This window comes from Rhodanobacter sp. AS-Z3, from assembly GCF_029224025.1.
Taxonomy (GTDB): Bacteria; Pseudomonadota; Gammaproteobacteria; order Xanthomonadales; family Rhodanobacteraceae; genus Rhodanobacter.
Genome location: NZ_CP119392.1, coordinates 3,623,992 through 3,650,690 on the forward strand (window position 1 = coordinate 3,623,992; position 26,699 = coordinate 3,650,690).

General features: G+C 62.8%; 18 protein-coding genes. 7 read left to right on the plus strand and 11 right to left on the minus strand.

All coding sequences use genetic code 11. The features are described 5' to 3' along the window. Positions 1 to 23: 23 nt before the first annotated feature. From PY254_RS16205 to PY254_RS16230, 6 genes are all read right to left on the minus strand, one after another. Positions 24 to 3,029 carry a ligand-binding sensor domain-containing diguanylate cyclase gene (locus PY254_RS16205; protein WP_281013085.1) on the minus strand — a complete coding sequence of 1,002 codons (3,006 nt, stop codon included), beginning with the start codon at positions 3,027 to 3,029 and terminating at the stop codon, positions 24 to 26. Positions 3,030 to 3,309: 280 nt separating this feature from the next. Then, the gene (locus tag PY254_RS16210) at positions 3,310 to 3,528 is read right to left on the minus strand and encodes a helix-turn-helix transcriptional regulator (RefSeq protein ID WP_281013086.1); all 219 of its coding nucleotides are present in this window, start codon (positions 3,526 to 3,528) and stop codon (positions 3,310 to 3,312) included. After that, entirely contained in the window at positions 3,525 to 3,974 is a 450-nt protein-coding gene (locus PY254_RS16215; protein WP_281013087.1) for a hypothetical protein, read from the minus strand. Before PY254_RS16215 ends, PY254_RS16210 begins: the two co-directional genes overlap by 4 nt. A 280-nt stretch (positions 3,975 to 4,254) precedes the next feature. After that, complete coding sequence (azu, locus tag PY254_RS16220; protein ID WP_281013088.1) at positions 4,255 to 4,851, minus strand: azurin; 597 nt, start codon at positions 4,849 to 4,851, stop codon at positions 4,255 to 4,257. A gap of 162 nt (positions 4,852 to 5,013) precedes the next feature. Next, the gene (locus PY254_RS16225) at positions 5,014 to 5,952 is read right to left on the minus strand and encodes an alpha/beta hydrolase (RefSeq protein ID WP_281013089.1); all 939 of its coding nucleotides are present in this window, start codon (positions 5,950 to 5,952) and stop codon (positions 5,014 to 5,016) included. A gap of 358 nt (positions 5,953 to 6,310) precedes the next feature. Then, positions 6,311 to 7,966 (minus strand): PAS domain-containing protein, encoded by a 1,656-nt coding sequence (locus PY254_RS16230; RefSeq protein WP_281013090.1) that lies wholly within the window; start codon positions 7,964 to 7,966, stop codon positions 6,311 to 6,313. 329 nt (positions 7,967 to 8,295) lie between these two features. On the opposite strand from PY254_RS16230, the gene PY254_RS16235 reads away from it, so the two are divergent. Next, positions 8,296 to 10,278, plus strand: coding sequence for a S9 family peptidase (locus PY254_RS16235; protein ID WP_281013091.1), 1,983 nt, complete (start codon positions 8,296 to 8,298; stop codon positions 10,276 to 10,278). 334 nt (positions 10,279 to 10,612) lie between these two features. On the opposite strand, the gene murD is transcribed toward PY254_RS16235, so the two are convergent. The 5 genes from murD to PY254_RS16260 all read right to left on the minus strand — a co-directional run bounded on the left by murD (position 10,613) and on the right by PY254_RS16260 (position 18,241). Next, positions 10,613 to 11,974, minus strand: coding sequence for a UDP-N-acetylmuramoyl-L-alanine--D-glutamate ligase (murD, locus tag PY254_RS16240; RefSeq protein ID WP_281013092.1), 1,362 nt, complete (start codon positions 11,972 to 11,974; stop codon positions 10,613 to 10,615). 102 nt (positions 11,975 to 12,076) lie between these two features. Further along, positions 12,077 to 13,408: a UDP-N-acetyl-alpha-D-muramoyl-L-alanyl-L-glutamate epimerase gene (murL, locus tag PY254_RS16245; RefSeq protein WP_281013093.1), complete on the minus strand. Its 1,332-nt coding sequence runs from the start codon at positions 13,406 to 13,408 to the stop codon at positions 12,077 to 12,079. A 5-nt stretch (positions 13,409 to 13,413) separates the two neighbouring features. After that, positions 13,414 to 13,815, minus strand: coding sequence for an endonuclease domain-containing protein (locus tag PY254_RS16250; protein WP_281013094.1), 402 nt, complete (start codon positions 13,813 to 13,815; stop codon positions 13,414 to 13,416). Positions 13,816 to 13,894: 79 nt separating this feature from the next. Further along, on the minus strand, positions 13,895 to 16,459 hold the full coding sequence (locus PY254_RS16255) for a bifunctional aspartate kinase/diaminopimelate decarboxylase (protein ID WP_281015251.1): 2,565 nt from the start codon (positions 16,457 to 16,459) through the stop codon (positions 13,895 to 13,897). A 264-nt stretch (positions 16,460 to 16,723) separates the two neighbouring features. Further along, on the minus strand, positions 16,724 to 18,241 hold the full coding sequence (locus tag PY254_RS16260; RefSeq protein WP_281013095.1) for a fumarate hydratase: 1,518 nt from the start codon (positions 18,239 to 18,241) through the stop codon (positions 16,724 to 16,726). A 444-nt stretch (positions 18,242 to 18,685) separates the two neighbouring features. On the opposite strand from PY254_RS16260, the gene PY254_RS16265 reads away from it, so the two are divergent. The 6 genes from PY254_RS16265 to PY254_RS16290 all read left to right on the plus strand — a co-directional run bounded on the left by PY254_RS16265 (position 18,686) and on the right by PY254_RS16290 (position 26,584). Then, positions 18,686 to 20,590, plus strand: coding sequence for a S53 family peptidase (locus PY254_RS16265; RefSeq protein ID WP_281013096.1), 1,905 nt, complete (start codon positions 18,686 to 18,688; stop codon positions 20,588 to 20,590). A 227-nt stretch (positions 20,591 to 20,817) separates the two neighbouring features. Continuing rightward, positions 20,818 to 21,708, plus strand: a complete 891-nt coding sequence (locus PY254_RS16270; protein ID WP_281013097.1) for a PhzF family protein — start codon at positions 20,818 to 20,820, stop codon at positions 21,706 to 21,708. Between the two features lie 68 nt (positions 21,709 to 21,776). Beyond that, on the plus strand, positions 21,777 to 23,105 hold the full coding sequence (locus PY254_RS16275) for an APC family permease (RefSeq protein ID WP_281013098.1): 1,329 nt from the start codon (positions 21,777 to 21,779) through the stop codon (positions 23,103 to 23,105). A gap of 118 nt (positions 23,106 to 23,223) precedes the next feature. Beyond that, positions 23,224 to 24,423 (plus strand): hypothetical protein, encoded by a 1,200-nt coding sequence (locus PY254_RS16280; protein ID WP_281013099.1) that lies wholly within the window; start codon positions 23,224 to 23,226, stop codon positions 24,421 to 24,423. 10 nt (positions 24,424 to 24,433) lie between these two features. After that, the gene (locus tag PY254_RS16285) at positions 24,434 to 24,862 is read left to right on the plus strand and encodes a phosphate ABC transporter substrate-binding protein (protein WP_281013100.1); all 429 of its coding nucleotides are present in this window, start codon (positions 24,434 to 24,436) and stop codon (positions 24,860 to 24,862) included. Between the two features lie 60 nt (positions 24,863 to 24,922). Continuing rightward, complete coding sequence (locus PY254_RS16290; RefSeq protein WP_281013101.1) at positions 24,923 to 26,584, plus strand: methyl-accepting chemotaxis protein; 1,662 nt, start codon at positions 24,923 to 24,925, stop codon at positions 26,582 to 26,584. Positions 26,585 to 26,699: the final 115 nt, after the last annotated feature.

Consider the following 26,699-nt stretch of genomic DNA (forward strand, 5'->3'; position numbering starts at 1 on the left):
TCCTCGTGACGAGGTCACGTACGTCAGACCGCAGGCTGCTCGACACCACCCGCCAGGCGCTCGAGATAGCCCTGGCCACACAGCATGTCCAGATCGGGCGACTTCGCCGGCGCATCGCCCGATGTCACGGCCTTCTTCGTCGGCAGCACACCAACCCAACGGTTGCGTCCGGCACGCTTTGCCTCGTACATGCACTGGTCGGCGATGTCGACCACCTCTTCCCAACCGTAGCGCTCAGGCAGCGAGGCAAACAACGGATACAGCGCAAAGCCGACTGAGCAGGTGCAATGGATGGTTTGGCCGTCTCCCACGTCGAACGCATGCTGCTCCACCATGCTGCGGATACGTTCAGCCATCACGGCGCCAAAGCCGTTGCTGGCAGCCCGCACGATGATCAGAAACTCTTCGCCTCCCCAGCGAACCGCTGTATCGGAATCACGCATGGCCTCTCGCAGGATGCTACTGAGCTGGGCCAGCACGCGGTCGCCACTGGCGTGGCCGTAGCGGTCGTTGACGTCCTTGAAGTGATCAAGGTCCAGCATGAGGAACAACAGGTTGACCGGTGCATCGGCTGCAGCGGCAAGCTCGGCACCGTCACGCGCCAGTTGTTGATAGCGACGCCGTGCCTGAGCGACATCATGCGCGATGTGGTCGGCCAGATAGCGACGGTTCTTCAGGCCGGTCAACGCATCGGTGACCGCCAGATCAGCCAGCGCCGCATTGGCCGCTGCCAATGCTTCGGTGCGTTCGTCGACCAGTTGCATCAGCAGTTGGTTGCGTTGACCCAGCGCGCGCAGCCGCCAGCCCACGCCACCGATAAGCAGCAGGGCCAACGACGCGGTAAATGCCAGATAGGCCCACCACGTGCGGTACCACGGCGGTAGAACCTGAAACGCGAAACTGCCTTCACCGCCGAGCTTGCCGTGCGCGTCCCTGGCACGGACGCGGAAGCGGTATTCGCCTTCGGGCAGGTTGGTGTAATCGCGGTAGCTCTCTGCCGTCCACTCGGACCAGCCATCGTCCATGCCTTCAAGCATGACCTGGAACCAACCCTTTCCGACCTCATCGAAGGCCGGCTGTGCATAGTCGAAACGCAGGCTGTTTTCATGCCATTTCAGCGTGGTCGCGGGCGGTGTCCCGGCGCCGCCCCACAGTACGCGACCACCGTGCACGGTGACTTTCCGCACCAATGAACTAGCGGGCGGCGCTGCCGCACGCATTCGTCGCGCATCGTATTGGTACAGGCCATCGTCGGTAGAGAACCAGATGACATCGTCACGATCGACTTGTATGTCGAACACCGTCTTGCCGAACAGCGCGTGCAAGGCACCGTCATCCCAGCGATAGCGGCCTTGCCCATCGAGCATCGCAGCGCCTACGGCCTTGGTGTGATGAACCGTATCGACGACATACATCCACACGTTGCCGGAAGCGTCCTGCTCGAAGTTCCACACCGACATCGACTGCGTGCCAAACAAGTGCTCGAAACGCTCATCGGGAACGAGTTTTCCGGTGCGCTCGTCAAACCGCTGGATACCGTGCGCGCCAGCGAAACGGATTTCGCCATCGATCATGCCGACTTCGAGCGACCGCGAAATACCCACGCTGCCGTCAGGCAGCTTGAATCGGTGAACTGGCAAGTTGTCCAGCGGTTGATCGTTGTTCGGCAAACTCACGTAAGCAGCGCCATTACCCACAAAGCCAACCCACAACCGACCGGCCTTGTCGATACGCAAGGAGTGACTCTCATCGGTGATTCCGCCAACACTGCCGTCCGCAATGAGCTGGCCGTGTTCCAGACGCATCGAGCGGAGGCCTTGCTGCTGGGCAACCAGCACACGATTTCCGGCGGTCTCTGGACGCACCATCGCGTACCCCACGTCTTTCGCCAGCAAGCTGGCGGTTCCGTCCGGCGTTACGGCGAAGATGCCCTGAGCTGCGACGACCATCACATCGCCCATGTCCAGCATGTCCCACACCGGACCTGCGACTAGCGGAACCCGTTCGAAACGAGGCTTCTTGTCCGTATCGACCAGTCGAAAAAGCCCCTTGGTGGTACCGGCGTAGAACACGCCATGGTGCCGATGCGTCACCACCGGCGTCCCCTCCAGCCCATTGATCTGCGCGAACAAAGTCAGCGCCGATCCGGTTTCAACCCGTGCGATGCCGTTGTCCAACGCCAGCCACAAGCCGCCCTCACGATCCTGGGTCATCCAGTAAACGGTGTCGTCGAGCAGGCCCGAAGCCGTATCGATGTGATTGGTCTCGTTGCCGAGGCGATCAAACACCAGAACGCCGGCCTGCAGCGTTCCGATGGCCAGCCGGTCGTGACTGAGCCAAAGCGCGCCATACACCTGCGCCGCATTCAACGCATCGGCATGCTCGACCTGCCACGGCCGATACGTGCCGCCTTCCTCGATCAGCCAGCCATCCTTGCGCGTACCCATCAGCAGTGCGCTGTCAGACCAGGCCACCATCGCGTAGATCTTGCTGTCAGCAAAGCGCTGTCCGCCGGGCACCAGCACCAGTTGGTCGTGTTCCATCTGCTGCAAGCCCACGCCCAGCTCGGTGACATACAGCTGATCATTGACGGCGAAGGCCAGATGGAATTTACCGGTGGGAACCCAGCTGCGGAATTTCCCTGCATGCAAGCGCAAAAGGCGTTCGCTGGTGAAGAAATAAACGCCATCGCTGGTTATCAGGATTCTCCAGACATCAGCGAAATCCCGATCCGCCGGTGGCAATTGATCAACCAGCGAGACATATTTCATTCGACCCAAGTCATCAGGTGCCAGATAACCGAGCTCTCCGACTCCACCGACATAGATCTTGCCACTGGCGTCCACCGCCAGCGAACGCACGGTGGTCTGATTGGCTACGTCGATATGACGCCAATGACTACCATCGAATTCCAGGACGCCGTCTTCACCGTTGCCCACGTAAACCATGCCGCGCTGGTCCTGCACCACCGCCCAGTTCTGGGGGTAACCGGCATAGTCCTGCGGGTGAAAGTTTTTCAGCAGGGGCATACCTGCGTTTTGTGGCGCTTGGACGGTGGCAGCAGGCGCTGGCGGTGCCGCCTGCGCAAATGCCACAGACCATGTAAAGCACAGCAGCATCAGGATGCCAAGGCACCCATGCAGGAGTCCCCTTCCTGCCGCGGTAGAACGTACTCGTGAGTTGGCCAAACGCCCCACCCTTCGACGTGAACCTGATGCTGGCTGGAACTATCGCATACGCGAGCGCGCTTGGCGCAAGTTCATGGGCCGATAGTGGCGTGGCGGCACGGCAGATGAATCGGTGATGCGATCAACGCAACGGTGGCGTCAGCCCGAACACCTGTTCAAGCGGCACACCCAGCGCACGCACCAGTTTCAAGGCAAGCAAGGTCGATGGCACCATCCGGCCGGTCTCGATGGCGTTGATCGATTTTCGCGTGGTACCGGTGAGTTCGGCCAGGTCAGCCTGGGTCAGCGTTCGCTCGGCGCGCAATATCTTCAAGCGATTCGTCAGTGTTTCCTCGCTCATTCGCGGCCATCCAGCACAAGGAAACTGCCGAGAAACAGGATGACGCCGAGTACGACGAAGGCCGCGATGAGTGCCGAAGGCAACACCGCCAGCGGCCAATATTCCGAGAGCGCTGCATACAGGGACATCGCCGCCATGGTGACAATGAAGGCATGGCGGCAGGCCCGGTCGATCGCGGCAAGGCGGAACTCGTCCGAGCGCACCGCCCGCCGCTTCTGGGCGAGCTTGCCCTTGCGCCAGAGCGGACCCGTGACGCCGACGCCGACCAAACCGATCACGATGATCATGGCCGCCAGCGTCATGTAATGCGTCAGGTGCGTGTCGTATCCCAACACCTGCATGACGGCGCCGATGCCCAGTAACACGATAACGGCCAGCGCCAACCAGATGCCGCGGCGCTCGCGCCGGATCAGGTGGTCGGTGAGATCAAGCGGCTCGGTTTGCATGGTGACTCCCGTAGTGAGTTGAGTGCGGGCCACTGTAACTCATATGCCTCTAAAAGAAACCATTAGGTTACTTTGATCATTTGGCAGTCGATGCCTGTCACGCACATCCGGCCCGCTCGTCCCGGTCACGCCAGGCTGCCATGCTCACGATGGCGTTGACCTCCACGCCAACAAAGAGGCCGTGATCGTTGCCAATCACGGCCTGTCCATTCAACTGCGTTTGCCCGCGTCGGTTGCGTCAGCGGCAACCCTACGCATCCATTCGACGGCGCCTTCGGAATTACTGGACGCTGATCGAGCCCTTCATCAGCGCCGAATGCCCCGGGAAGCTGCAGAAGAAGGCGTACGGGCCGCCACTTTGAATCTTGCTCACCGGGAAACTCACCGAGGTAGTTTCGCCGCCACCGATCAGGCTGGTATGCGCGATCACCTTCGGATCATCCGCCTTGACGTAACCCGCAGCCGCACCCGCAGCCGAGCCATCCGCATCGACCGCACCGACGTCGGCTTCTTTGGCGATCACCACGTCATGGCCCATCGCGGTGACGGGCATCGTGCCGGTGTGCTTCAAGGTGATCTTGAACTCCTTGCATGATGCCGGAACGACGATCGAAGACACGCTGTACTGCATGCCATCCGTACCTTCAAATTCCGTGGCGCAGTCGGTGACCACCGCGGGCCCCTTGACGCCTGCGGCCGGAGTGGCGGCAGGCGGGGTTACGGGCGCAGCTACTTCTGTCTGTGTCGACGGTTGCGTTACCGGGGCGGTGGCCATCGGCGCGGTCGCAGCGGGCGCGTCCGCTGTTGAAGACTTGTCGCCGCAAGCCGCCAGTGCCAGCGCACAACCCATGGCAAGAAGCGTCATTTTGATATTCATCGTCAAGTCTCCTCATTGGTAAAGACCGATCATCCGACAGTGACCTTCTGCAGCGCGTGAAATACAGCGCCAAATTTGCGTTACCGGGTTCTTTGGCGCCAGCGGCTTTTACCATCGTGCCGAGTTTCAGTCTGGTCCAGACGGTATGGAATCACATGGCATTCAGTCGTCAATCATTCCTATCGTGTGCAGCCACGTTTCGGCCAACGCCGGCCAGCCAGTGATCGGCTGCTGCGTCGGCCGCAAGCCGAACGCATGGCCACCGTGCGCATACAGATGCATTTCTGCCGGCACCTCCGCCTTGGCCAACGCGATGTAGTAGGCCAGCGATTGCTGCACGCCATCCACGTGATCATCTTCCGCCTGCACCAGGAACGTCGGCGGCGTGTTGCTGCTGACCGGCACGGCGGCATTGAACTGGTAGTCGTCGGTGGCCAGGTGCCCCGGGTAGATTGGCATGGCGAAATCGGGCCGCGCGCTTTCCTTGTCGGCCGCGTCCACTGGCGCGTACAAAGGCCGTTCGAAATTCGTGCTGATTTCCGCCACCAGGAAGCCACCCGCCGAATAGCCAAGCACGCCGATCTTGTGCGGATCGACATGCCACTTGGCAGCGTGAAAACGCACCAGCCGCAGGGTTCGCTGCACGTCCTGCAGCGACGGCACCGACAGCGCAAAGTTGTGCGGCCGGCAGTCGCATTGCCAGACGTAAGGGATGCCGGGTACGCGGTACTTCACCAGCACACATGTGATGCCGCGGGAGGTCAGCCAGTCGCAGGTTTCGGTGCCTTCGAGGTCCATCGCAAGAATCTGGAAGCCGCCACCGGGAATCACCACCACCGCGGCGCCGGTATTCTTCCCCGTGGGCGCATACACCGTCATGGTCGGCCGCGTCACGTTGGTCACCGAGGTCACCGGCTTGCCTGCGAGCATCTTGTCGCTCACCTTGACGGTTTCCGGTCCCGGCACCGGTTTCAGGTCAGGCGCCACACCCGGCCATAGGGGTATTTGCGTATGCCCGGCAGAGGGTTGCCAGCCGGTCGTTTGCGCTGCCACGCTGGCGCATGCCAGCAGCAGTCCAAAAGCGGCGATCGAACACTTCATGACCTATCCTTCGCGGCGCGCAGCCGCGGTTGTGCGTTCAAGACAAGAGGATGGAACAAAGAGGACCTGCTCATGCTGCGCGCTCCATCGGCCGGGCTGCAGGCAGTCTTGTGGCTTTTTCCTGAAGTGAAGCCTGCAAGAGGCTGCACTTCGGATGCCACCTGTCCGAACCCGTCCAGCACGAAAGTGCATGCGGGGCCCACAACGATCTGGCCTACCCGTCGCCGGTACCGTTCGAGTCGAGCACGGTTGCTCAATCTGCCTGTCGGAAAAAAACTGAAGCGATCCGCGCTGCCCCTGCCTTCTCGAGGTACCAGCTGAGCACCGACGAAAGAAGCCCCGCGCGGATGACCCGAACTCAAGGAAAAACGTACTGCCCTTCTTTCTTGTTTTCCGACAGCACACACACATTCAACGAATGGCTCTTGGCCTGATACATGGCGGCATCTGCAGCGCGCAGGTAGTCATCGGTTGTCGTCAAGCCGGCTTGGCTGCTGACCACACCGATGCTTGCGCCGCTGGTCACGGTGTGTGCGCCAATCTGATACGGCGCCGCAAGGGCCGCAGCAATCTGTCGGGCCCGGTCGGTTGCACCCGCTTGATCGATGGACTCCAGCAGCACGTTGAATTCATCGCCACTCATGCGGGCGACTAGGTCAACCGCCCGCACACAGGATTCAAGCCGGCGTGCAACCTGCTGCAACAGTTGGTCACCGGCGTGATGTCCAAAGGTGTCGTTGACTGCCTTGAACCCATTGAGATCCAGCAGCAGCACGGCGAACATCGAGCTGTCTGGTAGGGGGTGCGCGTCATCCGCATTCGAAACACGGCTTTGATGCAACGCGATGGCGTGTTCGAGGCGGTCGCGAAACAACGGCCGACCAGGCAAGTTGGTCAACGCATCGTAAGAGCTGCCACGCTCCGCCAGATCACTCAGTGAACCCGCCATCCGCACGGCCTTGCCGTCTTCGAATTGGGCAACTCCACGCCAATTGACCCACACCAAACGCCCCGATCCATGACAGGCGCGAAAATCCACGGAAAAGTTCGGACTGTCTCCCGACAGGTGCCTGCGGTAAGCCATCTGCACCCGCTCATGGTCATCGGGGTCCATGAGCTGCTGGAGAAAATGCCAGCCGTCACCATGCAGGTTGGTGGTGTCAGTCAGTCCGACAATTTCATGGAAGCGCGCGGACACATGCAGGACCCGCGTTTGCAGGTTCCAATCCCAGATGCCGTCATTGGAGCCGCGAGTGGCCAGTGCATAGCGGTTGTCCGATTGCACCAGTTCCAGTTCGGTACCTTTCTGCTGGGTCACGTCGATCATCAGGCCGATCATGCGATTCGGCCGCCCCGTCTCGACAACCACGCGACACAGGTCGCGTACCCATACGACATGGCCGGATTTGGCCATCAGCCGGTAATTCATCTCGTACGCATAGCTGTGCGTCGCGTGGTACGCGGCATCGTCTATCGCCTTGGCCGCCGGCAAGTCATCGGGATGAACATGCGTCCGCCAGAAACCCGGATCGGCCCGCCACTCTTCCACCGTGTAGCCGAAAAGACGCTCGACCTGCGGGCTCAAAAACGTATTGCCCACACCGAGCTCCGCTTCCCAAACCACACCGTCGATGGTCTCCAGCAGGCGCAGGAAGCGCTGGCGAACCTCCATCAATACGTGTTCGGTGATCTCGGTGATCTCGATCAGCACGCCTTGGCGGCTGATTAGTCGATTTGCCGCATCCGACTCCGGCTGCAACTGCAGACGCATCCAGCGATAGTCCGAGTTTGCCAGGCGCAGCCGGAACACCGGCATGCCTGACCGCAACGTGCCAATGTCGTCGGGATGCACGAAATCAAGCAACGACTGGCCAAGCGCCGCATCTACCGAATGGCCCGTGAGCTTGTGCCAGGCGGGGTTCAAGTAGGTGATCGTCCACAGCGCATCCGTTTGCACCACCGCCTCGGGCAGCAACTGCAACAGATTCAGGGATTGCGGGGAATGGGCGGACATATGGCGGCTATAGTCGCCGAAGCGTCTTCGCCCAGTCCAGCGTTGAACTGGATGCTGCAAGAACGGTTCATCCTCGAACTACAGCCTATCCGGTCTGATCTGATCCCTGTTTCGAGATGCTTGGCCAGTGCCGGGCCCGCGTATCGTTCGACCCGCGAAAATTGAGACAGCTGCAAGTGAACCTGACCTCGTTTCCACCCGTTTCAAATCGCCGTTGATATTCCTTGTAGGGTCTGCGGTACCTACCTGACACGATGCCGGCTTAAGATTAAGCTGGCACCGCCGCGCGAATCGTGACGGCCGATTTCAGCACACAGGGAAATAACAACGTGAATACTCGACAATGGATGGTCGCGCTGGGGCTGCTTTGGGTAACGGTTCTGCATGCACAGTCTGTGTCACTGGCTGATCTCGCCCGGCACATGGAATACGGCGCGGTGAAGATTTCTCCCGATGGCCAGTACGTCGCTGCCACGGCGATGGTCAAGGGGCATACGGTGCTGGCGTTGATGCGACTCGCCGACAAGAAGGGGCAGCTGATTCGCCCGCGCGACGAGGACTCCGTCACCAATTTCTGGTGGGTATCGCCCACCCGTGTGGTATACGCAGTAGGAACGCGCGTGGGTGGCTACGATGCGCCACTGGCCACGGGTGAACTGTACGCGGTCAACGCGGACGGGAGTGATCCCGCGATGCTCTACGGCGTTCGAAAGGGCGGCACCAACATCGGCTCGCTCATCCCTGGTGTAGTCAGTACCCGGGGTACGGCTGAATTCATCGCGGCGATCCCCGATGACCCGAACCACATCCTGGTTTCCACCCGCCCGTGGGATGCCGGTGGTCTCGACGGGGTGGTCGCTACTGCTTACCGCATGGATGTGCACACCGGCGGCTTGAGAAAGTTGACTGACGCGCCGATGCGCAATGCCAATTTCGTGGCCGATCATCAGGGAAGAATCCGCTTCGCCTGGGGTGAAGACGACAATGGCGGCACCCTCGTATTCGAGTACCCGGTCGACGGTAGTGGCTGGAAGGCGGCGCCCGAACTGAGTGCCGGTCGTTCCGTCCCGTTGGCGTTCAACCGTGACGACAGCGCAGCCTATTTCGCCTGTCCGGGCAAAGCCGGTGGTTTCGGCATCTGCCGCTGGACCGATGCCAAACCCGAACTGGAGGAGGTGTGGAGCAACCCGAACGTCGAGGCTGATGGGCTGCTCCAGGGGCTGGCAGAAGGCGACATCGCTGGCGTGACCTATATGGATGGTCGCGCCAGCATCACGCCGTTCGACATGGGTTCGCATGCGGCGCAAGTGTTGGTGGCGCTGATGAAGCAGTTCCCGGGGGAAAGCGTGCAGTTTGTCTCCGGCACCCGTGACGGCCACTTGAGCGTGGTGCGGGTTGAGGCCGATGCCGATCCAGGCGCGTTCTACCTGTTCGATTCCAAGGCCAATACGTTGACTGCACTGCTTCGCAGGGCATCGTGGATCAATCCCCGGTTGATGGCTGCCAAGCAGCCGTTCGAGTTCGCCGCACGCGATGGCATGAAGCTTCAGGGTTACGTGAGCTACCCGCCACACCATGAGCAAGGCAAGCAGCTGCCGACCGTGATCGTGGTGCATGGTGGCCCCTTCTTCGTGCGCGACCGCTGGGACTACGATCCCGACGTGCAGGCACTGGCCACCCACGGCTACGCCGTAGTGCAGGTCAATTTTCGTGGCTCCAGCGAGCGTGGCTACGACTTCGAAAAAGCCGGCTCGCGTGAGTGGGGCGGCAAGATGCAGGACGACATCACCGACGCCACGCGCTGGGCGATCGCCCAGGGTATCGCTGATCCGAAGCGTCTGTGCATCTATGGCGCCAGCTATGGTGGCTATGCAGCGCTCGAAGGCGCGGTGAAGGAGCCTGAGCTGTACAAATGCGCGATCGGCTACGTAGGCGTTTACGACTTGCCCTTGATGTATCGGGATGGCGACACGCACGAGTCCAAAAGCGGCAAGAACTATCTCAAGCGGCAAATGGGCGACGACATGGCCGAACTGGCCAGGCACTCGCCGATCAACCAGCTCGATACGCTCAAGGCTCGCGTAATGCTGGTTGTAGGCGACAAGGACGAACGCGTCCCACCGATCCAGGGCATCAACCTGCACAAGGCATTGCTCACACGCAACGTCGCACATGTCTGGATGGAGAAGGCGGGCGAGATGCATGGCTTCTACGATGAGGACAACATCACCGAGCTGTACACGAAAATGCTGGAGTTCATCGGCTCAAGCATCGGCCCGGGCGTGACGGACGACGGCGCAGCCGACCATTGAGTTATACGTGCACGCGGTATCCGCCAAGGGAGGGTTCGAAAGCCCGGCGCCACAGCGTACTTTCATGACAAGTCCCTGCTCACTCGGCGCGTTCATTCGTAGCTTGTGAGCATTCTCCGAACATAGCGCCCTTGGGCTCTTGCCAGCGCAACATGCTTGCACAGCAAGTGCGGGGCACGACGGGCCGGCTGCTCTCGCCGGGGCCCCTGTGCGGCGGTGAGTCGACGACTGTTGCCCACAGAATTCGCGCCCTCGGTCGTTCGGGCTGACTCTGACGCGAAACTGCTCAAGAAGCGACGACCTGCGGACTCGCGCAGCGGGCCATACCTTGTAGTCAGCCGACGATTCCCAACCCGTCGATGCTGGCAATGCTGGCCGAATCAAGGCCCGCCAGCGCGCAGAACTGGCGCCCGCGCGCTGCGTAGTCCTTGAACTGATCGAAACTGGGCGCACCGGGCGAGAGCAGAATCACGCCACCCGCGGGAGTGCACGCTTTCGCCTCGGCGACAGCGGCGTCCAGATGACTGACCAGAATGCACGGGCATGCGATAACCGCTGCGCGCAATAGCTCGGCAATGCGCGGGCCACTGCTGCCCATGCAGATGATGGCGTTCGGTGGTGTCTTGAGTATCGCGTCGACGAACGGCGTCCAGTCCAGCCCACGGTCGTGGCCGCCGACCAGCACGGTCACCGTGCGGTCATGCAGACTTTCCAGCGCGGCCAGCGTGGCCAGCGGCGTGGTACTGATGGAATCGTTGACCCAATCCCAGCCATCGTGTTCGCCCAACGGCTGCAGCCGATGCGGCAGCGGGCGGAAGCTGGCGAGGGCCGGCGCGGCGGCCAGCGCATCCATGCCGATCGCTTCCAGGGCGGCCAGCGCGGCGCAGGCGTTCAAGGCGTTGTGCAGCCCGGGCGCAGCCAGTTGCGCGAAGGCGAATACATTCTGGCTACCGCGCCGAATGAAGTCGCCGGCAACATGCCAGCCTTCGGGCTGACCGAACAGCAGGCGCTGCGGATGCGTGTTGGTGAGAGCAAGCAGGTTCGGCTGCAGGGCATTCACCAACAGGTGACGCGACACATCCGCCAGCTTCAACTTGTCGGCGACGTAGCGCTCGCGCGAGCCGTGCCAGTCGAGGTGTTCTTCATACAAGCTGGTGATCACGCCCAGTTCCAGTTCGCCCGCTTCTCCGGTCTGGAAGCTGGACAATTCGATCACCCACAGCTCAGCTTGTTGCCCCTGCAATTCCAGCAAGGGCAAGCCGATATTGCCGGCCAGCGCGGCGCGTATGCCGAGCGACCGCGCCAGATGCGCCAGCAGCGCGCTGGTAGTGCTTTTTCCCTTGGTACCGGTGACTCCGATGACACGCGCGTCGGCATTTTCGCCAAACCACAGCGCCGTGCCCGAGGTGAACTGCGTACCCTTCGCCTTGGCCGCCAGCAGCGCGGGTTGGTAGGCCGAGATGCCGGGCGACTTCACCACCACCTCGAACTGCGCCAGCGTTTCGGCGTCCGGCTCGCCCGTGATGATCTCCAAGCCCCCATCGAACGTGCGTGCCGAATCCACTTCGGCAGCACTGCAGAACAGCGTCAACGGCTGCGTCGGCAGACGGGAACGCAGCGCCCGGATAACCGCATGCCCTTCGCGCCCGAAGCCCCAGATCGCTACGCGACTCTTCGCCAGATCAGCGATACGCATGCGCACTACTCGCGTAGGAGCCCGCTAGCGGGCGATGCGGTTGGAATTCGTGCAAGAGCATCGCCCGCGAGCGGGCTCCTACGGGGGATACGTGGCGATCCATCAACCGATCGCCGCCAGCGCGGCCGACAGGCGTGCCGGCACACGATGCTCCGGCGACGCCTCCAGCCACGGCTCCAGCGCGAGCTGCGCAGCATCCAGCTGCGGCAGGATCTCGCTGCGGAAGCGTGCAATCACCGCATCTTCCTGCCACTCCGGCCGCTGGCTCAGCGCGTACATCGCCGCACGTGCTTCGGCACCCTCGCCGACGCATTCGAACGGTTTGTGATCCTGATATTCCAGCAGCGCATCGAAGCCGCCCGCCTGGTTCTCGTCATCCAGCAGATTGCGGCCGAAGATCGACAGCAGCCGTGGCTTGGGCAGGAACGGCGCCAGCGCGAGAAACACGAAGTGACACTTCGGACACTGCCCGCACCAGCGATCGACCGGCTTCGGACCAAGCAGTTTGAAGTTGCGATTGCAGCTGGAGAACACGTCGAAATATGGCGTCAACTTCGCGAACGCACGAGTGATCGCCAACTCTGAATACGGCCGCAGCAATGAGCAATAGTGCAGGTCGCTGGCCACATGCGTATGCAGCCAGTTGCCCAGCAACTGCTCGAACGCGTAGCCCTTGCTCCACTGGTGATTCACCTGCTGGCCGTCGTATTCGAGTGTCGCCGCCGAGGCAGAGCGCTCGTTGGCGAACGCAATCGAGTCATAGCCGTAAAGGATCGCAGCGACAGCGAGGATCGCCGAGTTCACCGCGGTTACCGGGATATGTCCGTTCCACGCGCCGAGCCGATTCATCTCGAACAGACCCGGCGCCAGCTCGCGCTGGATATTCAGCGTAGGCAGGCCGGTGCGCTCGGCGCAGGCGGCGATCAACGCAGAATTGCCAACCCACACCGCGGTCGCCTCGCCGCCGATGGATTTGATCGCTTCCACCGCCACCAGCGAATCCTTGCCGCCACCGATCGGTACCAACGTGCGCCTGGCCAGGTTCAGCGCCATTGCCGACGACTGCGCCGGTGCGCCCCGCGCGAACGCAATGCGCTCACGCAAGTCGATGCCGTTGCGGTAGGCAAATTCAGCCAATCCATGCAGGTACAGCGCATCGAGCAGGTCGGCCGTGGCATCGTCCAGCGGACCATCGGCCAGTTCGATTTTCGGCGGGACGCCGGCCTTGTAATAGCTGACGCCCGCAATCAGATGCAGCAGCTTCAGCGCCGCATCGAATGCCGCGCGGCGCTCAGCCGGAACGGCCGGCGCCTGCGGAAAGCGGATGGTCTCGACCAGCTCTTCGCCGTCATCGAACGCATAGCGCAATTCCGCCACGCCATCGGCGTAGCTGGCACGGGTGAATCGGAACACCTGGGTCAGGCGTGGCTGCATGCTTGTCACTCTTCACTCTCCGCATTGCGCACCCTCTCCCCCACGGGGAGAGGGTTGGGGTGAGGGGCTGGGCTGGCGACAGTCTCCAGAATCACCCCAAGCACGCTCTCGATCTTCGTCAATGCATCATTGTTCCAGAAACGCAGCACCCGATAACCCTTTGCTTCCAGATGTCGTGTGCGACGCTCGTCGTATTCTTGCTGTTCTGCATGTTGCCCACCATCCAGCTCGATGATCAACATGGCATCCGTGCAAGCGAAATCAACGATGTATTGGTCGATTTCATGCTGACGACGGAATTTGTGACCGCACAATTGCCGGTTACGCAGGTGGTACCAGAGCTTCTGCTCGGCGTCGGTCATGGCTCGGCGCAGTTCCCGCGCCCGATCGACGTTCTGGCGTTTCATCCTTGAAATGCTCCTTCGGTGCTGCACTGTCCCAACGTGGCCCCTCACCCCTACCCTCTCCGCGCAGGGGAGAGGGAATTCAGGTATCGATGATTACCTCGCTAGCCTCATCACGCATGTTGTACGGGCTGGACATCACCTTGCCATAAGCGCCGGCCTGGGCGATCAGCACCACGTCGCCCTCGGTGGCCTCGGGCAGACGGCGATCGCTGCCGAGCACATCGCCACTTTCGCAGATCGGGCCGACGATCTGGTACAGCGCGGTGGCCGGCTCGTGCAGCCGGGTCAGGTTGACGATTTCGTGCCAGGCGTCGTACAGCGCGGGGCGGATCAGGCTGTTCATGCCGGTGTCGAGGCCGAGGTAGCGCAGCGCGCCCTTGCCTTTCTGCTGGGTGACCTTGGCCAGCAGCACGCCGGCATCGGCGACCAGAAAGCGGCCCGGCTCCATCCACAACTGATAGTGCGGATACGCCGCCTTGACCTCGCGCAGCACGCGGTCGAGCGCGGAAATATCCAGTCGCGCCTCACCCGGGTGCGAAGGCACGCCGAGGCCGCCACCGATATCGATGAAGCTGACGCTGCCGATGCGCTCGGCCAGACTGGCGAGCTGCGAATAGACATCGCCCCAGTGCTTGTCATCGAGGATGCCCGAGCCAAGATGTGCATGTAACCCGCGCACGATGACGCCATGGGCGTCGGCTAGCTGCAGGAACACATCGAGCTGATCCACCGGCAAGCCGAACTTGCTGCCACTGCCGCCGGTGCGCACTTTCTCGTGATGACCCAGACCGCGTCCCAGATCCACCCGCAAGACGATCTCGCGACCACGGAACAACTCGCCCCAGTGTTCCAGCGGATAGAGCGAGTCGAGCGATACCGTGGCGCGGGTGGTCAGCGCCCACGCGTAGTCGTCGCGCGGCGCGAAGTTCGGCGTGAACAGCAGCGGCGCAGCGGCGGGCACATGCGCCATGACGAACTTCAATTCGCCGGGCGACACGCATTCGAAACCGAAACCCTCTTCGGCCAGCGCAGCGAGAATCGCCGGATGGGTGTTCGCCTTCACCGCGTAGTGGAGCCGATCGACTGCCGCCAGCGACTTCAGCTCACGCGCCTGGTGACGCACGGTGGGCAGGTGGTAGACATAGCGCGGCGTGGCTTCGGCAGCCAGCTTCAGCAGACGATCGCGTTCGGCTTCGTGCCACCAGGCGGCGGCCACGTCCAGCGTTTCGCCGGTGCCATACAGTGCCTGCCAACTGGGGCCGAACAGCGCGCTGTCGTCGGTGCGCAATGAGCCGGCACCGATCAGCAGCTCATGCAGGTGCGGCAGCAGCGCATCGACCACCTCCTCATCCACCACGAAGGTGAGGTTCAGATTGTTCGATGACTGCGAAATCATGTGCACGCGCAATTGACCGAACTCGGCCAGCACGCCGGACAAGGTATGCAGCAGCGAACGCATGCCACGACCGACCAGGGTAATCGCCGCACACGGTGCAATCACCTTGACCCGGCACACCTTGGCCAGGTCGGTCGCCAAGGCGGCGATCGCGTCGGAATCGAGCAGGTTTTCGGTGGGGTCAAGCGACACGGTGACGTTGGTCTCGGCCGAACCGATCAAATCCACTGACAGGCCGTGCGTCTTGAACTGGGCGAACACGTCGGCAAGAAAGCCCACTTGCTGCCACATGCCCACCGACTCCATCGACACCAGGGTGATGCCCTTGCGCGCACTGATCGCCTTCACGCTGGGCGCATGCGCGCGCACTTCCGGGCCGATCACCGTGCCTTCCAGCTCAGGCCGATTGGTGTCCTTGATCAACAGCGGCACGCGCGGTTCGCGCAACGGCGACAGACAACGCGGGTGCAATACCTTGGCGCCGGTGGAGGCGATTTCCTGTGCCTCTTCGTAGTCCAGCCGCTGCAGCAGGCGAGCGCTGGGTACCTGACGCGGATTGGCGGTGAACATGCCGGCCACGTCAGTCCAGATTTCCACCCGCTGCGCTTTCAGCAACGCACCGAAGTAGGCCGCAGAAGTATCCGAACCGCCGCGCCCGAGCAGCACCGTGCGACCCTGACTTTCGCGCGCGATGAAACCCTGGGTGATGAATACGTCACCCAGCGCGGCCAGGCGCGCATTCAAGGCCGGGTCGGGACGCGATTCCACCATCGCCGACAATAATCGTGTGCGCTCGTTCTGATTCGGCAAGGCAATGGCCGCGAGGCAATCGCGCGCATCCAGCCACTGCGTCGGCAGCTCGGCATGCGTAAGGAAGGCAGCGCCCAGCGCGCTGGACATCAGCTCGCCATGCGCCTGCACCTGCGCCTGCCACGCCAGCTCGCCGAGCATCGCCGGGCCACTCTCGGCCAGTCGAGTCAAATCACTCAGTCGCTCGCCCAGCGTCGTCGGCAATGCCAGCTGCATTTGTGCGAGTAGTTCGTGGTGCCGTTTCGCGATCTCGCCGGCAGCCACCCGGCGGTTGCCTGGAGACTCTTCGCCGCACAGCTTTTTCAGCGCATCGGTGATGCCGGTCAACGCGGAGACCACCACCAGCACGCGCGCACCTTCGGCACGGCGGCTGGCAACCAGCTCACGAATGTTCTGCCACCGCGGCAGCGTGGCGACACTGGTGCCGCCGAACTTCATCACGATCCAGGGGGCGTCCGGGGGTAACGGCAGGAAGGCTGGCAAGGTCACGAGAATTCGCTATGGGCAGATGGGCATTCCGTCAGTGTTGCGCTGCGGCATTGGAATTGCAAATGATTTCCCGCGCCTATTCATTTGGACGTTTAGACTGCCGCTTGAAATTACGCGACACCATCCGCAGGGCGGGCACCGCCCGCCGCCTCCTCCACGACCGAACCAGGAGCCGGCGGGCGGTGCCCGCCCTACAGCATTACCTGGGAATTCTCATTGAACGAAGAGGGGGATCTTGCCGATTCGGGCTTGCCACTCGCGCGGACCGGTCTGGTGCACCGAGGTGCCGCCGGAATCCACGGCGACCGTAACCGGCATGTCCTCAACCGTGAATTCGTAGATCGCTTCCATGCCCAGATCGGCGAAGCCCACCACGCGCGAGGCCTTGATCGCCTTGGACACCAGATACGCCGCGCCACCCACCGCCATCAGATACACCGACTGGTGCTTCTTGATGGCCTCGATCGCTGCCGGGCCACGCTCGGCCTTGCCAACCATGCCGAGCAGGCCGGTTTCGCTGAGCACCTGCTCGGTGAACTTGTCCATGCGCGTGGCGGTAGTGGGACCGGCGGGGCCGACCACTTCGTCGCGCACCGGATCAACCGGGCCGACGTAATAGATGAAGCGACCCTTGAAGTCGACCGGCAACGGCTCGCCCTTGTTGAGCATCTCGACCATGCGCTTGTGCGCGGCGTCGCGACCGGTGAGCAACTTGCCGTTGAGCAGCAGAGTTTCGCCCGGCTTCCACGTCGCCACTTCGTCTCGGGTCACCGTGTCGAGATTTACCCGGCGGCCCTTGGAGGTGTCGAAAGTGAGCTTGGGCCAGTCTTCCAGCGACGGCGGATCGAGCATCACCGGACCGGAGCCGTCCAGCACGAAGTGCGCGTGGCGGGTGGCGGCGCAGTTCGGGATCATCGCTACCGGCAGGTTCGCCGCGTGGGTCGGGAAATCCTTGACCTTGACGTCTAGCACGGTGGTCAGACCACCGAGGCCCTGGGCGCCGATGCCCAGCGCATTGACCTTGTCGTACAGCTCGATGCGCAGTTCCTCGCAACGATTGGTGGGGCCACGGGCGATCAACTCCTGAATGTCGATCGACTCCATCAGCGATTCCTTCGCCATCAGCATCGCCTTTTCGGCGGTGCCGCCGATGCCGATACCGAGCATGCCCGGCGGACACCAGCCGGCGCCCATCGTCGGCACGGTCTTCAGCACCCAGTCGACGATCGAGTCGGACGGATTGAGCATGACGAATTTCGACTTCGCTTCCGAGCCGCCGCCCTTGGCTGCCACGATCACGTCGACCTTGTCGCCCGGCACGATCGACATGTTGACTACCGACGGCGTGTTGTCCTTCGTGTTGATACGCTTGCCCGCCGGATCGGCCAGCACGCTGGCACGCAGCTTGTTGTCCGGGTCCATGTAGGCACGGCGCACGCCTTCGTTGGCCATGTCTTCCAGCGACATGGTGGCGTCGTCCCAACGCACATTCATGCCGACTTTCAAAAATACGGTGACGATGCCGGTGTCCTGGCACAGCGGGCGATGCCCTTCGGCCGCCATTCGCGAGTTGATCAGGATCTGCGCCATCGCATCCTTTGCCGCCGGCGATTCTTCGCGGTCATAGGCGTCGGCGAGGCTCTTGATGTAATCGACCGGGTGGTAGTAACTGATGTATTGCAGCGCGTCGGCGACGGACTGGATCAGGTCTTCTTGCTTGATGGCGGTCATGGGCAGGCTTGATAAGCGGAAGGGTTGCGTCAGCGAACGGCGGTTCACGACGCGCTAGTTGCCTATTGTGCCGCAACACGACAGCGCAGCTGTAACCGTGGCTTGCCTTCGACTGGACTCGCATCCGCTAACGCTTTTCCATCAGGCATGTATCCGATCCACAAGCTGCTCGGCGCCACACCCGCCTCCCGCTGGCGAACCGCGGCGATTTCGCAAGAAATTACATGAGCTTGCGTGCTTCCAAACCGCCACCCTCCGCAGTAACGTCACCTGTCGGCTCGGCGTCCATCCGGGGGGAATGCGTCACGCCGCTGTTCGGAGACCACATCGTTTCAAATGTCAGCTTTACGGTCTGGCAAGGATGGGAATGCCGGGGTGCGCCGCTAGGTGCGCATTCCACCGCCGCATTCGGTGCCAGCGATCTTCCGCCACGGAGAAGTATTCATGATTGCGCGTCTGCATCGAAAAGCCATTGCAGCATCCCTGACGCTGGCACTCGCCGGCTTCGCCACCACCGCACTTGCTGGCAACGGCCAGGCCGCCCTCGATATGGGTGTCGCCGCAAGCACAACGCCGACCCACGTCACCCTGGTATTGAAACTGCACAATCAAGCCCAGCTGGAAAACTATATCCAGCAAACCGTCACTCCCGGCACGGCGCATTTCCAGCAATTCCTAACCACCAGGCAATTTGCGCAGCAATACGGCGCCACGGATGCCGAGATTGCGCGAGTGCAGGCGTTCCTGAAAAAGCAGGGACTGACCGGCCAGGTGCTGGCAAACCACATGGCGATTCAGACCACGGGCACACTTGACCAGTTCAGCAAGGCCTTCCAGGCACCGATTCACACCTATGTGTCACGCACGTCAGGGCAGTCATTCCATAGTCCCGCCTCGGGGCTGGTGCTACCGGCCGATCTCGCCAACATCGTCGAGCATGTCAATGGCCTGAACAACGGCACCAAGTACCGCTCGCACCGCATCACCGCTCCGAAAATCAGCGGACTGCATTTGGCAGTGACGCCCACCACCTTGAGCAAGACCGCCAGCGGCAATCCAACGGCGACCGGCGTGCCCGGCCAGTACACCGTCGGCGATGTTGCCAACTTGTACAACATCAATCCGCTGTACCAACGCGGCGTGACTGGCAAGGGTTCGACGGTAGCCATCGTCACCCTGTCCAATTTCATTCCAGCTGACGCGCAGACCTACTGGGACGCCATCGGCCTGACCACCAAGCCGAATCGCATCACGCAAATACACGTGGACGGTGGCGGCGTGCTCGACGGTGGCAGTGGCGAGACCGCGCTCGATGTCGAGCAGTCCGGTGGTCTGGCACCCGACGCAAACGTGCTGGTCTATGACGCTCCCAACGCCGGTACCGGCTTCACCGATGCCTTTCTGCAGGCGGTGTCGGACAACCAGGCGGACAGCATTTCCACCAGCTGGGGATCACCCGAAATATTCAACTTCGCTGCATTGAACACCGACGGCGCGAGCGCTACCGACACCAGCGACGTCGGCGACCTGCGCACCTTCCATCAAATTCTGCTGGAAGCTGCCGTGCAGGGACAATCGGTGTTTGCGGCCAGCGGTGATTCGGGTGCCTACGACACCGTGCGCGGGCTTGGCAACGGCACCGCGCCCGGCGATTTCACCGCACCTTTGACCGTGGACTCGCCGGCATCGGACCCCTACATGACCGCCGCCGGCGGCACCACCACACCGGTCACGTTCAGTGATTCGTCTGGCGCGCCGGTACTGAGCATTTCGCAGGAAAGCGTCTGGGGCTGGGACTATCTGCTTCCGTTCGCTTCGAAGAGTGCGCTGTTCGCGGTCGGCGGCGGTGGTGGCGTCAGCGTCTATTGGCGCGAGCCGTTTTATCAGCGGTTCACCCGCGGCATTCGCCGCAGTGAGTCGAAGCAATCGCTGGTTTTCAACGATCCGCAGGCCGGCCCCACCACGCTGCTGACCTTGCCGAGCCATTTCAACGGCCGCAACGTTCCAGACATTTCGTTGAATGCGGACCCCGAGACCGGCTACCTCGTCTACTCCAGCACCGACAACCCGACCAGCTTCCTTTCCGAAGGCGGCACCAGTTTCGTGGCGCCACAGCTCAACGGCATCAGCGCGTTGCTGACGCAGAGCATCGGCCACCGTGTCGGCTTCTGGAACCCGCAGATTTATCTGCTGCAAAATATCTTCGGGGGCAGCCATTGGTCGCCGTTCAACGATATCCGCAGCGGCGATAACTGGTTCTACGCGGGCAAGCCCGGCTATGAACCCGGCGCAGGCATCGGCACGCTCAACGTGACCAATCTGGATACGTTTCTGCATGCGGGTCTCTGACACCTGAAGGCGTTTGAAGCGCCGTGCCGACGGGTGTTCAGGACCCGTCGGCACGGCGTGCGCCAGATCAGCGATCAACGCCGATGCCGGCGGCTCAGATCGGCAGTGGCCATCCATCGCGATCACCGCTTCGATGAAGAATCGCTCTTCATGCCGCGGTTCAGCCACTTGCCTCCCCTGCACGCCAATGGCAAGGTCGGCTGCCCTGACCATGCTCACAACCGCTCATGCCCAACTCGTTCCGCTTCCTGCAACTGGATGTCTTCGCCAACCGCCTGTTCGACGGCAACCCCCTGGCCGTGGTGCTTGGCGCGGAAGCACTGGATGGCCAGGCCATGCAGCGCATCGCGCGCTGGACCAATCTGTCCGAAACCACCTTTCTGCTGCCGCCGACCGAGCCGCAGGCCGACTACCGCGTGCGCATCTTCACCCCGCGGCAGGAACTGCCGTTCGCCGGCCACCCCAGCGTTGGCAGTGCTTACGCGGCGATCGAGGCAGGCCTGATCGATGCGGGAAAAACCGCCTTGATGCAGGAATGCGCCGCCGGCTTGTTGCCGGTGCAGGTGATGGGCCAAGGGGCGACGCGGATCATCCACGTGCAGGCACCCCCCGCACGATTGCTGGAGATCGAGGACGCCTTGCGCCGCACGCTGGCCGCGGCACTGCAGCAGGAACTCGCACCCGACCAACTCATCCAGGTCGACAACGGCCCGCAGTGGATCGTGTGCAATCTTGGCGAAGCGGCAGCGGTGCGCACGTTGACACCGGACATGGCAGCGCTGGCTGACCTGTGCACACGCCACGACGCGGTAGGCGTCAGCGTCTTCGGGCGTGAGCACTCGGGCGACGCCGCGATGGCGGTTCGCGCATTTTGTCCCGCCGACGGCATTCCGGAAGATCCGGTCACCGGCAGTGCCAACGCGGCCATCATGGCCTGGCTGGGTGCTCGCGGCGATCGCGATGGCTACGGCCTCAACTACCGCGCCAGCCAGGGCCGCGAAGTGGGCCGCGACGGCATCGTCGAGGTGGCGCGCAACGCAGCCACCAACGCGGTGACCATCGGCGGCGCATGCGTCATCGGCATTCGCGGCGAGCTGGAACTTCCCACCAGCCACTGATCGTTGTGATCTTGCCGAACGCACCGCGCGCCGCCATGCTGTCGCGCCGCCACTTGCCGACCGTATCCATGCCTCCAGTGAATCCTTCCGACAGCTACGTGCGCAGCCTGCGCCCCTGGGATGCCGCGCTGATTGTGGTCGGCGGCATCATCGGCGGCGGCATCTTCCTCAACCCCGGCATCGTCGCCCAGCGCACCGAATCGGGCTTGTCGTTGTTGCTGATGTGGGTGGCTGCAGGCGTGCTCACGCTGATCGGCGCGCTGTGCTACGCCGAACTGGGTGCGCGCCGGCCGCGTGCGGGCGGCACCTATGTTTACCTGCGCGAAGCGTTCGGGCCGCTGGCCGGCTTTCTGTTCGGCTGGACCATGCTGCTGGTGATCTACTCCGGATCGTCAGCCGCGGTGGCCACGATTTTCGCCAGCTATGCCTCGTCCTTGTTCGGCCTGTCGCCCGCGTGGGCGCTGCCGCTGACCGTGGGCGGCCTGGTCTTCGTCACCGGCATCAACCTGTTCGGCATCCGCCTCGGCGCGCAGATTCAGAACCTGTTTGCGCTGCTCAAACTGCTGGCGGTCGCGGTGCTGGTGGCTTGCGGACTGTTTTTTGCCGGCGCCGGCCACGAGCAGGTGCTGGCGGTTGATCCGGCACGACAGGGCGTCGGCTTCATTGGCGCCGCGTTGCCGGTGTTGTTCGCCTATTCGGGCTTCACCTATCTCAACAACCTCGCCGGTGAAGTACGCGAGCCGCAGCGCACCTTGCCGCGCGCGCTGACACTGGGGATGGGTTTGGTCATCGTCGCCTACGTGCTGGTCAACGTGGCCTACCTCGCCGTGCTCGGTCACGCCGGGCTGGCGGCCAGCAGCGCCCCGGCTGCCGACGTGATGCAGCAGGTAGCCGGGCCGGTTGGCGCCAAGCTGATCGCGTTGGGCGTGGCCATTTCCACGCTCGGTTTCTGCAACATCACCCTGGTCGCTGGCGCCCGTGTGTTGCAGGTGATGGGTGAAGACGGCCTGTTCTTCAGCGCGGTGGCCCGGCTGCACCCGCGCTGGCGCACCCCAAATATCGCGCTGTTGCTGCTGTCCGGCTGGGCGATCGTGCTGGCGCTGTCGGGCAGCTATGGCCAGTTGCTGGACTACGCGACCTTCGGCGACTGGCTGGCCTGCGCAGTCGGCGTGGCCACGTTGTTCTGGTATCGCCGCCATGACGGCGCGGCAACCGGCTTCCGTGTACCCGGTTACCCGTGGCTGCCGCTGCTGTTCATCGCCGCGGTCGGCGCCGTGGTGGTGGCTACCCTGCTCGACAACCCGCGTAATTCCGGCATCGGCATGCTGATCATGGCTGCCGGCATACCGGTTTATTTCCTCTGGCGCCGGCTGGTACGGGGCAAAGTGCGGGGTTGAGCAGGCGCGCAATATTCTGCACACGCGGGGGTATTGTTAAAGTTTCAGTCATTGGGGTCGATAAACGGACACAGCGAAACCTTTTCGCTGCTCCCTCTCTCTTCTTCGAGATGCCCCCATGTCCCCAGTCAAAAACCTCGCAGCAGTCCTGGCGCTGTCGCTTGCTACCGCTTCTGCGGCCTACGCCGATGGCTTCAGTTACCGCTTCTCCGGCTTCGGTACCGTCGGCTACGCTGCCACCGATACCAACGATGTCATGCTGACCAACCCCGGCCAGATCGATGGCGCCCGCAAGGGTGGCTCGGCCCTGGTGGATTCGCGTCTGGGCGGCCAGCTCGACTTCACCTTCACCCCGGCGCTGAGCGCCACCGTCCAGGGCCTGGCCCGGCAGGATCAGAAAGGTGATTTCGCACCGGTGCTGGAATGGGCCTTCCTGCGCTACAAAGTAAGCAACAGCGTGGCCGTCCGTATCGGCCGGCTGGGCTTCCCGACCTACCTGGTGTCCGACTACCGCTACGTCGGTTATGCGAACCCGTGGGTTCGCGCCCCGCTGGAAGTCTACAAGCTTGCCCCGGTCGACAACTATGAAGGCGCCGACATCACCTGGAGTCACGACGTGGGTCAGGGCTTTCTGACCCTGCAAGCGCTGGCAGGCCACATTTCCAACCCCGCCGCCGATGCCAACGGTGGCCGTCTGAAAGTCAACCAGCTGGTTGGTGGCTACGTCACTTACGAGATCGGCAACCTGCGCCTGCGCGGCGGCGTCAGCAGCGGCAAGGTCAGCTACTGGACCAATAACACCAACGCCTTGTTCGGCGGCCTGCAGCAGGTAGGACTGGTCGATGTCCGCAACCTGTTCAATGCCGACAACTCGCACACCACCTTTTCCAGCCTTGGTTTCAACTATGACGCCGGCAATATTCTGGCCACCGGTGAATACGCCAAGCTGCACTCCTCGGCCCGTTTGCTGGGCGACTCGGCAGGCTGGTATGGCACGTTCGGCTATCGCCTGAGCAAGGTGATGCCGTACGTCACCTGGGCCGGCCAGAGCAAGCAAAGCGACCTGGGCAAATACAGCATCCCGTCGATCCCGCAGCTGGCACCGCTTGCCGCCGGCGTGCATGGCCTGGCAGCCAGTTCGAGCCAGCACACCGTTTCCCTGGGTGTGAAGATCGACGTGCATAGCAACGTGGCACTGAAGTTTCAGGCAGACCACGTCCAGCCGAGTGCGGGTGGCGGATTGTTCAGCGACGTAAGAGCCGGCTATCACGGTCAATCCGTGAACGTCTATTCCGCCGTTGTCGACTTCATATTCTGAGGATCGCCCCATGCATCGCATTCTTCGAAACTGCATCCTCGCCAGCGCCTTGACCTTCGCCGCCCTGCCTGCGTTTGCCGGCATGGTGGTGGTCACCAGCGCCAGCAGCTCGGTCAAGACCCTGGGCAAAGACGACGTCACCGCACTCTATCTGGGCAAGACCACCAACCTGCCCGGCGGCAGCGCAGCCAAGCTGTATGACCTGGCCGACTCCAACCCCGGCCGCGAGAAGTTCTATCAGGGAGCCACCGGCAAGTCGGCCAGCCAGGTGAAGTCGGTCTGGTCGCGACTGGTGTTCAGCGGTCGCGCCTTGCCGCCCAAGGAACTGTCCGACGACGCCGCGGTGATCAAGGCCGTGGCCGCCGATCCCAACGCTGTCGGGTATGTGGACAGCGCTTCTGTGGACGCCTCGGTCCACGTCGTGTTCAAGCTGCCGTAAGCACCCAGCCCGCGCATCGCCAGACGATGCGCGGGCATTTCCGCCGGAGAGTGATTCCCCATGAAATTCAAGACGCGCATTCTGCTGTTGCCGGCAGCGACGTTGGCGTTGTTCGCCGCTGGCTGGCTGGTGAGTGCAGCGTTGGCCTCGCACACGGCCAAATCCGTCGCGGCGCTGGGCGGGGTGGACTACCCCTATCTGGAAGGCGTGAACAAGCTCGATGAGCTGGTCAAGCGCACCACCCAAACCACACAAAGCGCGGTCGCCGAGGGCGACGCGACCAAGCTGGATGACATGAAGGACCTGGCCGCGCAAGTCGCAGCCACCGCCAGGCATCTGGCCACCATGGACGGCCACAAAGCCTCCGCGGAAGCCGTCGGCAAGGCGTATGCCGCCTACTCCAGCGCTGCCACCGAGGCCGCCAGAAGCATGCTGGAAACCAAGGACGACACCGCCGCGCGCGTCGCCTCGATGCAGCAGACGCAAAAGGTGCTTGCCACTCAGCTGGACGCCGAGATCAAGTCCGCAGAAAAAAATGTGCAAGCGCAACTCGAGTCCTCGCGCCTCGGTGTTCGCCACATGATGATTTCCAACGCCATTTCCGGCGCCGCCATCGTGCTGGTGCTGGTCCTGGGTGCCTGGTTCGTGCTCCGTGCGATCGCACGTGATCTCGGCGGCGAACCGGAATACCTGCGCACGGTGGTCGAAAGCATTGCTGCCGGCGACCTGCAGATGGATGTCAACCAGAAAGTCGACGCCGGTTCGGTGCTCGGCAGGCTGCAAGCCATGGCCAGGCAGCTCGCACAGATCGTCGGCGCCATCCGCCTCGCCTCACAGGAAGTCAGCGAGGCCTCCGGCCAGATCGCCCAGGGCAACGATGATCTGTCGCGACGCACGCAGACGCAGGCGGCCGCACTGGAAGAAACCGCTGCCTCGATGGAAGAGATGACGGCATCCGTCAAGCGCAACGCCGGCAACGCCAGCCAGGCCGACAAGATTGCCCGCGATGCGCGCACCCAGGCCGAGCAAGGTGGCCAGGTGATGAGCGACACCCACGAGGCCATGCAGGCTATCAATGCGTCCAGTCGGCGCATCGGTGACATCGTCGGCCTGATCGACGAGATCGCCTTCCAGACCAACCTGCTGGCACTGAACGCCGCCGTCGAAGCGGCGCGTGCCGGCGAGCAGGGCCGCGGCTTTGCCGTGGTCGCTTCCGAAGTGCGTAACCTGGCCCAACGTTCGGCCGGTGCCGCCAAGGAAATCAAGACCCTGATCAAGGACAGCGTCGAAAAGGTCACTGCCGGCAGCGAGCTGGTCGGTCGTTCCGGGCGCACGCTTACCGACATCATCGAAGGCGTGAAAAAGGTCACCGACACGGTTGCCGACATCGTTGCCGCCAGCCATGAACAAGCCGCCGGCATCGACGAGGTCAGCCACACCGTCACCGACATGGACGAAAGCACGCAGCAGAACGCGGCCCTGGTCGAACAAGCCTCCGCCGCCAGCCGTGCCATGCAGGAACAGGCGCAGCTGCTGCTGGAACAGGTCGCCTTCTTCAAATTGCCCGAAGACACCGATGACGATGGCGAGGCGATGAACACCAAAGCGCCGGCGCCGCGTGCCTCGGCGCCGGCCCCTGCCGCTGGGGACGAGTGGACCACCGCGCCCAAAGCCGCCGCTACCGGCGGGGGTGGCAGCAACAGCGCCTGGCAGGAATTCTGATTCCCGGCGTCACGGTGGCGGCAATCCGCCGTCACCGTGCCTGACCTACGAAGCATGAACAAACTGCGACAACAGCGCTGCCGTGGCGCCACGGCAATGCCACAATAGGGAGATA

Bases quoted from the DNA above. Each gene is read 5' to 3' on its own strand.
- murD (WP_281013092.1), bottom strand. From the start codon at position 11,974: ATGCGTATCGCTGATCTGGCGAAGAGTCGCGTAGCGATCTGGGGCTTC.
- PY254_RS16265 (WP_281013096.1), top strand. From the start codon at position 18,686: ATGATTGCGCGTCTGCATCGAAAAGCCATTGCAGCATCCCTGACGCTG.
- PY254_RS16215 (WP_281013087.1), bottom strand. From the start codon at position 3,974: ATGCAAACCGAGCCGCTTGATCTCACCGACCACCTGATCCGGCGCGAG.
- PY254_RS16280 (WP_281013099.1), top strand. From the start codon at position 23,224: ATGTCCCCAGTCAAAAACCTCGCAGCAGTCCTGGCGCTGTCGCTTGCT.
- PY254_RS16260 (WP_281013095.1), bottom strand. From the start codon at position 18,241: ATGACCGCCATCAAGCAAGAAGACCTGATCCAGTCCGTCGCCGACGCG.
- murL (WP_281013093.1), bottom strand. From the start codon at position 13,408: ATGCAGCCACGCCTGACCCAGGTGTTCCGATTCACCCGTGCCAGCTAC.
- PY254_RS16270 (WP_281013097.1), top strand. From the start codon at position 20,818: ATGCCCAACTCGTTCCGCTTCCTGCAACTGGATGTCTTCGCCAACCGC.
- PY254_RS16285 (WP_281013100.1), top strand. From the start codon at position 24,434: ATGCATCGCATTCTTCGAAACTGCATCCTCGCCAGCGCCTTGACCTTC.
- PY254_RS16290 (WP_281013101.1), top strand. From the start codon at position 24,923: ATGAAATTCAAGACGCGCATTCTGCTGTTGCCGGCAGCGACGTTGGCG.
- PY254_RS16250 (WP_281013094.1), bottom strand. From the start codon at position 13,815: ATGAAACGCCAGAACGTCGATCGGGCGCGGGAACTGCGCCGAGCCATG.
- PY254_RS16205 (WP_281013085.1), bottom strand. From the start codon at position 3,029: ATGCCCCTGCTGAAAAACTTTCACCCGCAGGACTATGCCGGTTACCCC.
- PY254_RS16230 (WP_281013090.1), bottom strand. From the start codon at position 7,966: ATGTCCGCCCATTCCCCGCAATCCCTGAATCTGTTGCAGTTGCTGCCC.
- PY254_RS16210 (WP_281013086.1), bottom strand. From the start codon at position 3,528: ATGAGCGAGGAAACACTGACGAATCGCTTGAAGATATTGCGCGCCGAG.
- PY254_RS16275 (WP_281013098.1), top strand. From the start codon at position 21,777: ATGCCTCCAGTGAATCCTTCCGACAGCTACGTGCGCAGCCTGCGCCCC.
- azu (WP_281013088.1), bottom strand. From the start codon at position 4,851: ATGAATATCAAAATGACGCTTCTTGCCATGGGTTGTGCGCTGGCACTG.
- PY254_RS16255 (WP_281015251.1), bottom strand. From the start codon at position 16,459: ATGAAGTTCGGCGGCACCAGTGTCGCCACGCTGCCGCGGTGGCAGAAC.
- PY254_RS16225 (WP_281013089.1), bottom strand. From the start codon at position 5,952: ATGAAGTGTTCGATCGCCGCTTTTGGACTGCTGCTGGCATGCGCCAGC.